Origin of the sequence: Streptomyces achromogenes subsp. achromogenes (assembly GCF_000720835.1) — a bacterium.
Lineage (GTDB): Bacteria > Actinomycetota > Actinomycetes > Streptomycetales > Streptomycetaceae > Streptomyces > Streptomyces achromogenes.
The window spans coordinates 21,178-32,243 of sequence record NZ_JODT01000054.1 but is presented as its reverse complement, the minus strand read 5'-3'; the positions used below and the strand labels follow the sequence as shown (position 1 = coordinate 32,243).

Below are 11,066 nucleotides of genomic sequence, written 5' to 3'. Positions count from 1 at the left end.
GTACAGGCGCGGCAGGAGCTGGGCGATGGTGGACTTGCCGGGGCCGGGGCCGACTGCGACGCCGGAGCCGTCGTCACCTGCGGCGCCGGGGCCGGGGTGACCTGCGACGCCGGGGCCTGGGCGGCCTGCGACGCCGGGGCCGGAGTGGCCTGCGACACCGGGGCCTGGACGGCCTGCGACACCGGAGCCGGGGCCGGGGTGGCCTGCGGTGCCGGAACCGATGGCGATTCCGGGGCCGGGGCCGGCCGCGAGGCCGGCTCCGTGGCCGGTGGCACAGCCGTGTGCGATGTGGTGGGCATGGGGGTCACCCCGTTCCGTAGCGGGCGCGGAGTTCGGCCTTGCGGACCTTGCCGGTCAGGGTCTTGGGCAGGGCGGGGAGCAGTTCGACGCGGTCCGGCAGGAACCGTTCGTCGTGCCCGGACGCGCGGACCCGGTCGCGGATCTCGGTCAGGGTCGGGGTCTGGCCGGCGCGCGGGACCACGACCGCGCAGATCACCGGCGCGCCGTCGGCGGTGGCGGGCGGAAGCCCGACCAGCGCGGCCTCCACGGCCTTGGGGTGGCTGCCGATGACCGCCTCCAGCTCGGTCATGGGGGCCACCTGCCCGTCGCGGACGATGGCGTCCCGGGCCCGGCCGACGATGCGGATGCCCCCGCGCCCGTCGTCCCGCGCCAGGTCGCCCGTGTCGAACCAGCCGTCCGCGTCGAACTCTGCGGCGAAGACCTCCTCGCGCCGGTAGTAGCCGAGGGCGAGGGAGGCGCCGCGCACCTTCAGCCGTCCCGTGCCGTCGGCGCCGGGCGACTCGATGCGGAAGCGCATGGCGTCGATGGGGCTGCCGTTGCTGTACGCGGCCCAGTCCTCGGGGTCGGCGGGCCGGGTCATCGTGACGGGGCCGTTCTCGGACATGCCCCACAGCGAGTACGTCCGGGCGCCCAGCGTCGCGTGCACCTCGTCGGCCAGTTCCTTCAGCACCGGCGCGGAGCCGATGACGACGTGCCGCAGGCTGCCGGTGTCCCGCTTCTCCACCCGCTGGGAGGCGGCCACGTCGGCGAGCGTGGCCGGCGGACCGTACAGCAGCGTGGCGCCGTAGCGCTCCACCAGGTCCAGCAGCGCCTCGTTCTTGCGGACGTCCTGGAAGGCGACGGTGCCGCCGAGCATGACGCCCCCGAGGACGCCCTGCGCGAAGCCGGAGTAGTGCACCAGCGGGGTGGACACCGCCGCCACCCAGTCCTCGCCGTCGGACCGGAACGCGTCGACGTAGCCGCGCACGGCCGAGTGGACGGTGTTCTGGCTGTGCAGCACGCCCTTGGACTCGCCGGTGGTGCCGGAGGTGAACAGCACCACGAACGGCTCGTCGGGCCCGAGAGCCAGCCCCTCAAGGCGCTCCCCGGCACCGGGCTCCTCCTCCCGGGGCATGGCCACGAAGTGCTCGTGGAAGGACATCGCGCCCTCCGGCACCGGGCCGTCCACCACCGCCACGTGGGCGAGCGCGGGCAGCTCGGCCCGCAGCCCGGTGACGATCTTCGCCAGCGGGGTGCCCGACCACTCGGGCAGCGTGACCGCCACCCGGGCCTCGGTCAGCCCCAGCCGGTGGCGCAGTTCGCCCTCGGGGCAGATGGGGGAGATCGGGCAGATGACGGCGCCGACGCGCATGCACGCGAACATCAGCGGCACCATCTCCCACCGGTTGGGCAGCTGGACGGCGACGACGTCACCGCGGCGCACCCCGAGCCGGAGCAGGGCGAGCGCGAACCGGTCGGTGAGCCGGGCCAGTTCGGCGTAGTCCAGGGTGTCGGTGCGGGACTCGGCCACGCGCCGTCCGGCGATGGCCAGCCGGTGCGGGCGCTCGCGGGCCTGGCGGCGCAGGTCGTCCAGGAAGGTCTCCGTGCGCCACCAGCCGCGGCGCAGGTACTCGGCGGCGTCCTCGGCCGGGACGGCCGGGCGCCGGGTCTCGGCCGGGGCGGTCATCGCAGCAGCTCCTCGCGGCGGGTGGCGAGCAGCTCGGGCAGCGGGTCGCCCGCCCGGCCGGCCGCGATCTCCAGCAGGGCCCGGGTGTTCTCCCGTACCCGGTCGCCGATCCAGTCGAAGACCCACGCCTTGCGGGCGTCGGCGGCCAGCTCGAAGGGGACGACCCGGGTGACGGCCAGGGCGGCGGCGCCGGCCCCGCCGATGTTGGCGATGACCCCCGGCACGAGCGTGGCTCCGGCCGCGCGGGCCTTCTCCCGGGCCTCGGGCTCGGAGGCGAGGTTGGCGCCCTCGACGACCAGGGCGGCGCGCAGCCGGTGGACGTTGCCGGCGTTCAGCGCGTGCTTCTGGGCGGCGAGGACCAGCACGTCGGCGTCGACGTCGAGCCAGGCGTCCGGCTCGGCGGAGGTGGTGACGCCCTGCGGCAGCCGGGAGCGGTCGATCCGGCCGAACTCGTCGGTGATCGCGACCAGGTCGGCCACCGGCAGCCGGTCGGCGCTGATGGTGCCCTGGACGTCGGCGACGGCCACGACGACATGACCGCGCTCCTCCAGGAACCGGGCGACCGCGCGGCCCACGGCGCCGAAGCCCTGCACCACCACGCGGGCGGCCTCGCCGTGGCCGCCGGCCTCCAGTGCGGTCAGCGCGGCGACACCGACGCCGTGCCCGGTGACGTCGATGAGCGGCTCGTAGTAGGTGCGCCAGTCGATGGGCATGTCCGGGGCGCCCAGCCGGTAGCGCGGGTCGTAGCCGGCCTCGGCGAAGAACACGGCCCGGTCGGCGGGGGTGACGCCCATGTCGATGCCGAGGTGGATGCCGCCGTGCAGCAAGGGCTTGACGGTGCGGCCGAAGGTGCGGAAGGTCTCCTCGCGGTCGCCGCCGTCGGAGACGATGCCGCCCTTGGCGCCGCCGATGCGCAGGCCGGCCAGGGTGAACTTGTCGGTCATGTCGCGGGCCAGGCCGCGCACTTCCTCCTCGGTGACGTTCGGGGTCATCCGCACGCCGCCCATGGCCAGGCCGTCGACGAGGGTGTCGACGACCACCCAGCCCTTGACCTCGCCACCGCTGCCGTTCAGGTGGGTGACGAACGCGGGCTCCCGGCTGTCTTCCGTGAAACTCATGGCAACTGCCAACTCCTCGATCGTTGAGCGGGACTACTGGTAGAGCTGGGTGAAGCCGCGCAGGATCTCCCGGCCGTCGCTGCGGAACTCCAGGTGGGCCTGGGAGCCGTGGACGCGGCCGTCGTCGGAGCGCAGGAACTCCACGGGCGCGTGCTCGGAGCGGCCGATGGAGCGGTAACCGGCCGGGGCCTGCTGGAGGTACAGGGTGTGCCGGTGGAACACCGTCACCGTCGGCTTGACGTAGGTGAACAGGGGTTCTTCCTTGTCGACCTGGACCTCGTAGCCGCCGACCCGCTGCGGGCCCTCGGCGAGCGTGCCGCCGGCCGCGACGGCGAGGATCTGCATCCCGCCGCAGATGCCGAAGACGGGCACGTCGGAGGTCATGACCAGGTCGATGAGCGGCTTGTAGTGCTCCTGGTCGTAGGCCCGCACCTTCGTGCCGCTCAGCACGATCGCCTGGTAGCGGCCGTCGAGCCGGGCGGGGACGGACACCGCGTCGACCGCCTCGGTGGCCGAGCCCAGCTCCTCGAAGCGGCGGCGCAGCTGGGGCAGGGACAGTGTTCCGTTGTTGACGACCAGGACACGGGGCTGCGCCACGTGCGTCCTCCTCACGTTCGCGTGATGACGGTGCCGGTGCGGGCGGCGAGCAGGTCGGAGACCGGCGCGCTGCCGATGACGACCCGGTCCACCCCGCGTTCCAGGGCCTCGCCAGCCGCCCGCAGCTTCTTGCGCATGCCGCCGGTGGCGCCCTTGTCGCGGAACGCGGCGGCGGCCTCGGCGCCGATCTCGCGCACCGGCTCGCCGTCGATCAGCAGATGGCTGACGTCGGTGACGAGCACCAGGTCGGGTGCGCCGACGGCCCCGGCGAGGGCGGCGGCGGCCCGGTCGGCGTCGGTGTTCACCTCGCGGCCCTCGGGGTTGCGGGCCAGCGGGGTGACGAGCCGGGCCCGGCCGGGCTGAAGGTCCTTCAGCTGGGCCGGGTCGGCGTCGGTGACCGGGCCGACCAGGTTCTCCAGCTCGACCAGCTGCTTGTCCCGCCACCACCAGCGCTCGGCCTGTCCCGCGGCGAGCAGTCCGTCGCTGCCGAGGAGCCGGCCGGCGTCCAGGCCGCGCTCGCGCAGCCGCTGGAGCACCTCCTCGCCGAGCCGGGCGCTGACGGTCTTGATGTCCTCGATGACCTCGGGCGTGGTCCAGCGGCTCTGGTTGCCGTAGCGGTCGCGCAGGATCGCGGACGGCTCGCGGTAGCGGGCGCTGAGCTTCTTCAGCGGCTTGGACCAGCCGTGTACGAGGACCAGCGGGCGCTGGTGGCCCAGCCGGGCCAGGTCGTCCCACCAGGTCCCGTCGAGGTCGTCGACGGCGCTGCCGCCGAGCTTGACGACGGCCGGGGCGGCCAGGGCGGACACGGGCTGCTGTGCGGTGCTCATGCGGGCATCACCGGGTGCATCGTCAGGCCCGTCTCCTCGGGCAGTCCGAACCGGAGGTTGACCGCTTGGACGGCCTGGCCCGCCGCGCCCTTGACCAGGTTGTCCAGCGCGGCGAGGACGACGATCCGGCCGGCCTCCTCGTCGTACATGGCCGTCACGTCGCAGTAGTTGGAGCCGAGGACGGCCTGCGGGTCGGGCACCGGGATGAGGGTCTCGGTGTGCCGCCGCACCCGCACGAACCGGTGCTCCTTGTAGAAGCGCAGGTACGCCCGTTGCAGCGTGCGCTGGTCGATCTCGCCGTCGGTGAAGACGTAGCTGCTGGTGAGCAGCCCGCGCACATGCGAGACGCCGTACGCCGACATGCTCAGCGAGCCGACCGAGCCGGGCTTGCTGCGCTCCAGGAAGTCGCTGACCTCGGCGGCGTGCCGGTGCCCGGTGGGCGCGTACGGGGCGATGGCGCCGTTGCGGAAGGGGTGCAGGTCGGCGGTGCGCAGGTGCAGGCCGCCGCCGCTGGAGCCGCTCTTGCCGTCCACCACCACGGTCTTCAGGTCCAGGCCGAGGCCGAGGGTGAGCGGGGCCAGGCCCAGGGTGATGGCGGTGGCGTAGCAGCCCGGCAGCGAGATCAGCGCCGCGTCGGCCAGCTGGTCGCCGATCAGCTCGGGTACGCCGTAGACGAACCGGTCGGCCAGTTCGGTGCTGCGCTCGACCTTCGGGTACCAGCGGGCGTGCCGCTCGGGGGTGCGGATGCGGAAGGCGCCGCTGAGGTCGACGATGGCCGGGACCCGGTCGGCGAACCGCGCGGCCAGCTCGGCGGAGACCGGGGCGGGGGTGGCCAGCAGCAGTACGTCGACCTGGCCGGCGACGTCGTCGGTGACCGGCCGCACGGTCAGGCCGGTGTCGATGCGCAGACCGGGGTGCAGTTCGGCGGGGCGCTTGCCGATGTTGGAGGAGCCGCCGAGGAAGGTCAGCTCCAGGTCGGGGTGCTGGGTGATCAGTCGGATGAGATCGCCGCCGGCCAGCCCGGAGGCGCCGACGACTCCTGCGCGGATCATGCGAGCAGCTCCTGCACGTAGCGGGCGATGGCCGAGGGGACGTCCGCGCCGGTGGCCGAGGCCACCGCCCGGAAGCCGGGGGCGTGGTTGACCTCGTTGACGACGTAGCCGTCGTCGGTGCGGAACAGGTCGATGCCGTAGATGCCGGGTCCCAGCTCCGCCGACACCGCGTCGGTGATCTTCACGATGTCGGGGTCGTGGGCGAGGGCGCGGCTGTCGTTGCCGAGGGCGGCGTTGTTGCGCCAGTCGGTGCCGCCGCTGGCGAACTCGGCGGCGCCGACCAGCTCGCCCCCGACGACCAGGCAGCGCACCGAGGTGCCGCCGCCGATGTACGGCTCCACCAGGCAGGCCTGCTCGAAGGCGTGGCCGAGGTCCTCGACGTAGTCGTAGACGGACTGGGCGGTGTCGGTGTGCCGGATCAGGGTGACCCGCTTGCCCATGCCGCCGAAGACCGGCTTGAGGACGACGGGGGTCTGCAGCTCTTCCAGCGCCTGGGTGAAGTCCTTGCGGGACAGCACCAGCCGGAAGTCCGGCACCGGGACGCCCGCGGCGCGCAGCACGGTGCGCAGCGCCGCCTTGTTCTCGCAGGCGTGGATCGCCCGGGCGGTGTTGACGGTGCGGGCCCCGGCGGCCTCGGCGAGGCTCGCGACGAGGCCGCCGCGGGTGTAGCTGCGGCTGCGGACGAGCAGGACGTCGTAGTCCCGCACGGAGGGAGCGGCCGGATCGCCGAGGCACAGGGACTCGTCGTTGACCCAGTCGACCGTGAGCCCGAAGGCGTCGGCCCGCTGGATCAGCTCGCGTTCCTCCCAGGCGATCCGGTCGGCGACGACGGCGACTTTGCTGCCCATCACTGGCCCCAGTCGCGCAGCTGGACCTCGACCGTCTCCAGGGTCAGCCGCCCGTCGGAGACGTCCTCGACCCGCAGCGTGAGCATGCACTCGGGGCAGGACAGGGTCTCGCCCTGGACGACCGGCGGCACGGTCAGGTCGGTCTCGCACTCGGGGCAGGCGCCGGAGAGGGTGGCGGTGGTCATGGTGGACTCCGTTTCCGAAGGAAGGGAAAGGAAGGGAAAGGGGGAAGGGGTGGTTCAGGCGGCGGCCTGGAAGTCGACCGCGGCCTTGCGGACCGCGTCCCGGTCCAGCACCGGGCCGCCGGCCGCGATCTGACGCTCGGTCAGCCAGGACGTGAAGGCGTCGACGTCGACCTCGACCCCGGAGTCGGTCAGCGCCCACGTCACGAGGGCCGGGGTCAGCCGGGTGCGCACCCGCAGTTCACGGGTGCCGCCGACGAGTTCGGCCGGCAGGGTCTCGTACGCCTCGGGGTTGCTCAGCTGGCCGGGCAGCTCGTAGGCGAAGGCGTGCGGGGTGGTCGGGCCGGACTGGAAGGCGCTGCCGAGTCCGGCGCCCTTCAGGGCGAGCCGGGACAGCTCGGTGAGGTGGGTGAGGTCGAAGCGGGTGTCGCCGTACACGACCCGGAGCGAGGTGAGCAGTTCGGCCAGCGGGGCATTGCCGCCGCGCTCGCCGATGCCGCCGACGGTCGCCGAGATCCAGCGGGCGCCGGCCCGGACGGCGGCGAGCGAGTTGGCGACCGCCATGCCCAGCATGTTGTGCGAGTGGATCTCGATCTCGGAGCCGTCGATCGCGGTGAGGTCCGCGATCTTCGCCTCCATCTGCCAGGGCGAGAGGTAGGCGACGGTCTCGGCGAGCCGGAACCGGTCGGCCCCGGCCTCGAAGCCGTTGGTGACGTACGGGACGAGCCGCTCCCGGGGGGTGCGGGCGCCGTCCTCGCCGCTGAAGGTGACGTGGAAGCCGCGCTCCTTGGCCTGCGAGATCGCCGAACGGGCCACCGCGTGCAGGAACTTGACGCTGGGCGTGCCCAGCTTGAGGGTGGCGTGCTGCTCCGAGGTGGGGATGGAGTACATGATGTGGCGCACGCCCAGCCGCTCGGCCTCGTCGAGGGCCCGGGCCACCTGCTGGCGGTCGCGCACCACGAGCAGCGTCATGCTGCGCTCGGGGCCCACGGCCTCGTGCACGGCCTCGATCAGCGGCGCGTCCTTGGAGCCCGGACCGGAGACCATGCCCACCTCGACCAGCTCGACGCCGGTGCGCACCAGCAGGCCGGCGATGGCCGCCGCGTCCTTCGGGCCGAACTCGACGCCCGCCATGTGCGCGGAGTCGCGCAGGGTGGCGTCGGATATCAGGGGCGGGTCGGTGAGTTTCTCTGGGTTTTCCGCTGCCATTTCAGGTCACTCCTTGTTCGGGAAGGGGTGTACCGCCTGCATTCCGGACGAGTCAGGTGAACCGCAATCCGGGAACGATTGCGGCCGGCGCTGCCCAACAGCTTCCTCGGCGCACGGCCGGTGAGGCAACGAATTCCGCGTCAGAAGGCCGTGGAAAAGTGTCAGGGAATGTCAAGAAGTACAGGGTCTGCAAGAAGGGTGTCGGCGTACGCAAGAGACGGCGGAATACGGCGCCCGGGCACGCGTGAGGCGCCTACCGTGCGAGGCATGGACCTTCTCTCACTGCCCCGGCTGGGGCTTGTCGTCCCGCCGGAGAACCCGACCGCTGAACCGGAGTTCGCCACGCTGCTCGGCAGCCGGGTGAACGTGTACACGGCCCGTTTCCCGACCACGCCCGGGGCCGGCCTGAAGGACATGCTGGAGACCTACAACCGGGTCCTGCCCGAGACCCTCGGCCACTTCGGCGGCATGCGGCTGGACGGGGCCGTGGTGGCGTGCAGCGCCTCCCACTACCTGCTCGGCCCGGACGGCGACCGCGCCTTCTGCGCCGAGCTGTCCGAGCGCACGGGCTACCCCGTGTGGTCCTCCACCCAGGCGATCCTCGCCACCTGCGCGGCCCTGGGCGTGCGCCGGCTGACCCTCGTCTCGCCGTACCAGCCCTGGCTCACCGACACCTCGCGCGCCTTCTGGGAGGCGGCCGGCCTCACCGTCGACGGGATCGTGTCCGTCCCGGCGCGCGAGATCCCGGGCGAGGAGCCGTACCACGACCCGTACCAGGTCACGACCGCGCGCATACGGGAGCGCCTGGCCGCCTCCGCCCTGCCCGCGGACACCGCCCTGCTGTTCACCGGCACGGGCATGGGCACCCTCGCGGCGCTCGACGAGCTGGCCCGGCGCGAGCCCGGCCGCACCCTGCTGACGTCCAACCTGGCCTCGGCGTGGTGGGCCGGGCGCACCCTGGCCGGCGGGGACACCGGCGAGGCGCACCCGCTGCTGCGCCGGCTGGCGCCGGTGGCGGTCTGAGCAGCACGGCGGGGCCCCGCGCGCACGCCCGTCGGCGTGCGCCCGGGGCCCCGTCCTCGCACGGGCCCGGTGACCGTCCGGCGCCTCGTGGCCTACGACGCCTCGGACAGCTCGGAGGCCTCCGGGCGCTCGGCGGTGCGGCAGTCGCCGTACCCCATCCGGTAGCCCACGCCCCGCACCGTGGTGATCCACCGGCTGGAGCCCAGTTTCGACCGCAGACTGCTCACATGGGTGTCGATGGTGCGGCTGGTGCAGGCCCAGTTGCTGCCCCACACCTTCGCCATGAGTTCCTTTCGTGACACCACCGTCTCGGAATTCTGCGCCAGCACGTACAGCAACTCGAATTCCTTGGAGGTGACGGGCACCAGCCGGTCGTGCAGTCGCACCTCCCGGGTACGCGGATCGATATGCAGCGGACGCAGGGAAATCGTCTTCTCGGGGGCGCGTTCACGGTACGCCCGGCGCAGCACGGCCTCTATGCGCGCGCCTATCTCCCGGAAACTCCAGGTCTTGACCACACAGTCGTCCGCCCCGGCGCGCAGCGCGAGGACCCGCTCCAGTTCGTCGTCGTCGTCGGTCACCGCGATCAGCGGGATGTCGCCGTTGCTGCGCACCGACCGGCACACCTCCAGCCCGTCCATGTCCGACAGGTCCAGCGAGAGCAGCACCAGGTCCGCGTCGTGGTACGTACGCAGCGCCCGCGCCCCGGTGTGCACGCTCCGCGTGGTGTAGCCCTGTCTGCGCAGATCGCGCTCGGTCGCCTCGGCCGCGGCGGCGTCCCGTTCCACCACGAGTACGTTCGTCACCCCTGCCGTCCCCTCTTCATCGCTTGCCTCCGCTCCCTCGCGCACGTCAGCTCGCACCGGCCCTGCTCGGCTCGGCCGCGCGGGCGGCCGGCGGCGGGTCCAGGGGGTGCCCGGGGTCGTCGTCGAGGTACTGGTAGGCGTACGCGGCCGAGGCCATCGTCATGTGGTGGTGCCAGCCCGGGAAGGAGCGGCCCTCGAAGTCCAGGACGCCGAGACGGTTCTGCAGGACCGAGACGGCGGACAGCGCGGCGGTGCGGCCCCGCACCAGGGACAGCACCTCGTCCACCGGCCGGTCGGTGAGGCTGGTGAGCCAGTACCGGGCGGGCAGCCGGCCGTCCAGGGCGGGCCGCTCCAGGATCCGGTAGGCGCGCGAGCCGCCGTCGGCGCCCGCGAGCTGCGGCAGCCGGACGGTACCGGTGTAGGTGTGGATCGTCACGGCCTTGGTGCGGCCGTCCGGGGCCTGCCGCATCATCACGTGCGGCTGCCGGGCGTGCCGGATCCCCATCAGTCCGCCGACCGTGCGCACGGTCGGCGTGTGCTGGCCGGCGAGCACGATCTGGCCGGGGTCGACCTCGGCCAGCACGTCCAGCCGCTCCCGGGCCAGGCCGGTGAGCACACCGGCCGCGTCGTCGCACCGGGTCAGGTCCAGCACCCAGGGCAGCCCGGCCCCGTGCGGCAGCGTGACCGCGTCCGCGGCGTAGTCGAGGACGTAGGCACCGACCGGGCGCTCCTTCTCCCCTTCCGGTATCCGGGCCCGCCGCCGGCGCTCTGGGTCGCCGTCCCAGGGGCCGCTGAGCACCAGGCTCCAGTCGACCGGGAAGGCGCCTTGGGCGCCGGCCAGGAACAGGCCGAGCGCGCGCTGGCAGTTGACGGTCTGCCGGGTCGCCGGGTCCACCCGGCGGTGCACGCCCACCGAGTGCTCGCCGTTCTTCGGGATGACCAGCTCGGCGACCGTCCAGGCGTAGGGCGACGCCGTCGCGGCCACCCGCCGGGCCAGTCCGCGGCGCACCGGACGCCAGTCCCAGGAGCTGGCGTTGATGAACTGGTGCAGCCCGCGCATCGCCGCCGTGGGTAAGAAGTCCTCCTGGGCCATGCGCCGCGGTGTCTTCTTACCGGAGCCCTGCAGCAGGGCCCGCAGATAGGCCCGGGCCCAGCGATGCTGCTCCACTCTGTGAAGTGATCTGAATATGTCCTCCACAAACCTCTGGATACGCGGACCGTCGCTCGTTGCCATGCGCGTCTCACTCGACGACATAAACGCTACGTCCCCTCGTATTTCGTAACGCTCAGACTGAGGCCGGTGCATCGTGCATGTGCCCGGGCCACAAAATACCCTCGGATGCACAATCCTGTCCGGCGCTCGTATGGCACTTCGCTACTTCCCGCGCCGACCTGGGCAAACGCGGTGCGGTGACGGGTGTGGAGGACCGTGGGCAGG

Annotated in this window: 11 protein-coding genes; 1 reads left to right on the top strand and 10 read right to left on the bottom strand. The window is 73.0% G+C overall.

Annotated elements, in window-relative coordinates; all coding sequences use genetic code 11:
• Nucleotides 1-304 precede the first annotated feature (304 nt).
• From IH25_RS0135325 to IH25_RS0135290, 8 genes are read right to left on the bottom strand one after another with little or no spacing between them, the layout of a single operon-like run.
• Entirely contained in the window at nucleotides 305-1,966 is a 1,662-nt protein-coding gene (locus tag IH25_RS0135325) for an AMP-binding protein (protein WP_030620573.1), read from the bottom strand.
• Nucleotides 1,963-3,084, bottom strand: coding sequence for a Glu/Leu/Phe/Val dehydrogenase dimerization domain-containing protein (locus IH25_RS0135320; RefSeq protein WP_037656254.1), 1,122 nt, complete (start codon nucleotides 3,082-3,084; stop codon nucleotides 1,963-1,965). The genes IH25_RS0135325 and IH25_RS0135320 overlap by 4 nt, the downstream gene beginning before the upstream one ends.
• A gap of 33 nt (nucleotides 3,085-3,117) precedes the next feature.
• On the bottom strand, nucleotides 3,118-3,681 hold the full coding sequence (locus IH25_RS0135315; protein ID WP_030620566.1) for a type 1 glutamine amidotransferase: 564 nt from the start codon (nucleotides 3,679-3,681) through the stop codon (nucleotides 3,118-3,120).
• Between the two features lie 11 nt (nucleotides 3,682-3,692).
• A complete protein-coding gene (locus tag IH25_RS0135310) occupies nucleotides 3,693-4,508 on the bottom strand; it encodes an amino acid kinase family protein (RefSeq protein ID WP_394298462.1) in 816 nt (271 codons plus the stop codon).
• Nucleotides 4,505-5,560 carry an N-acetyl-gamma-glutamyl-phosphate reductase gene (gene argC, locus IH25_RS0135305; RefSeq protein ID WP_030620560.1) on the bottom strand — a complete coding sequence of 352 codons (1,056 nt, stop codon included), beginning with the start codon at nucleotides 5,558-5,560 and terminating at the stop codon, nucleotides 4,505-4,507. The genes IH25_RS0135310 and argC overlap by 4 nt, the downstream gene beginning before the upstream one ends.
• Nucleotides 5,557-6,408: an ATP-grasp domain-containing protein gene (locus tag IH25_RS0135300; RefSeq protein ID WP_030620557.1), complete on the bottom strand. Its 852-nt coding sequence runs from the start codon at nucleotides 6,406-6,408 to the stop codon at nucleotides 5,557-5,559. Before IH25_RS0135300 ends, argC begins: the two co-directional genes overlap by 4 nt.
• Nucleotides 6,408-6,593 carry a hypothetical protein gene (locus IH25_RS0135295; protein ID WP_030620554.1) on the bottom strand — a complete coding sequence of 62 codons (186 nt, stop codon included), beginning with the start codon at nucleotides 6,591-6,593 and terminating at the stop codon, nucleotides 6,408-6,410. Before IH25_RS0135295 ends, IH25_RS0135300 begins: the two co-directional genes overlap by 1 nt.
• Before the next feature lie 54 nt (nucleotides 6,594-6,647).
• Complete coding sequence (locus IH25_RS0135290) at nucleotides 6,648-7,799, bottom strand: isopropylmalate synthase (RefSeq protein WP_030620552.1); 1,152 nt, start codon at nucleotides 7,797-7,799, stop codon at nucleotides 6,648-6,650.
• Nucleotides 7,800-8,066: 267 nt separating this feature from the next.
• Here IH25_RS0135290 and IH25_RS0135285 point away from each other — a divergent pair, with 267 nt between their 5' ends.
• Entirely contained in the window at nucleotides 8,067-8,822 is a 756-nt protein-coding gene (locus IH25_RS0135285; RefSeq protein ID WP_030620549.1) for a maleate cis-trans isomerase family protein, read from the top strand.
• 92 nt (nucleotides 8,823-8,914) lie between these two features.
• On the opposite strand, the gene IH25_RS0135280 is transcribed toward IH25_RS0135285, so the two are convergent.
• On the bottom strand, nucleotides 8,915-9,628 hold the full coding sequence (locus tag IH25_RS0135280) for a response regulator transcription factor (RefSeq protein ID WP_051754363.1): 714 nt from the start codon (nucleotides 9,626-9,628) through the stop codon (nucleotides 8,915-8,917).
• A gap of 46 nt (nucleotides 9,629-9,674) precedes the next feature.
• A complete protein-coding gene (locus IH25_RS0135275) occupies nucleotides 9,675-10,883 on the bottom strand; it encodes an IS701 family transposase (protein ID WP_078844582.1) in 1,209 nt (402 codons plus the stop codon).
• Nucleotides 10,884-11,066 lie beyond the last annotated feature (183 nt).